The organism is Shewanella sp. T24-MNA-CIBAN-0130 (genome assembly GCF_040310185.1).
Classification (GTDB): Bacteria; Pseudomonadota; Gammaproteobacteria; order Enterobacterales; family Shewanellaceae; genus Shewanella; species Shewanella psychromarinicola.
Window position 1 is genome coordinate 1 of sequence record NZ_JBEOPP010000578.1, and the last position, 234, is coordinate 234.

General features: G+C 43.2%; 1 protein-coding gene. It reads right to left on the reverse strand.

What is annotated here, in order from left to right; genetic code table 11:
* Positions 1-234: thiolase family protein (locus tag AAEZ02_RS23575; protein ID WP_502959624.1), on the reverse strand; the 234-nt coding region annotated here is incomplete at both ends.

The window sequence follows — 234 nt, forward strand, 5'->3', positions numbered from 1 at the left end:
TTCGTCACGGTTAAAAGTCACCGACTTACGACGAATCATCACCTCTACAGACACTATTTCATCATCGAAACGTCCCCCCTCAACTGCAGCACAAGCCCTTTTCTGACTTCGAAGTGCAAAATTATCCTGAGCATCACGGCTTATCTTATACTTATTAGCAATATTTTCGGCAGTCATCCCCATGTGATACTGGTTAAAGACATCTGTCAGTCCATCATGGATCATGGAATCAAG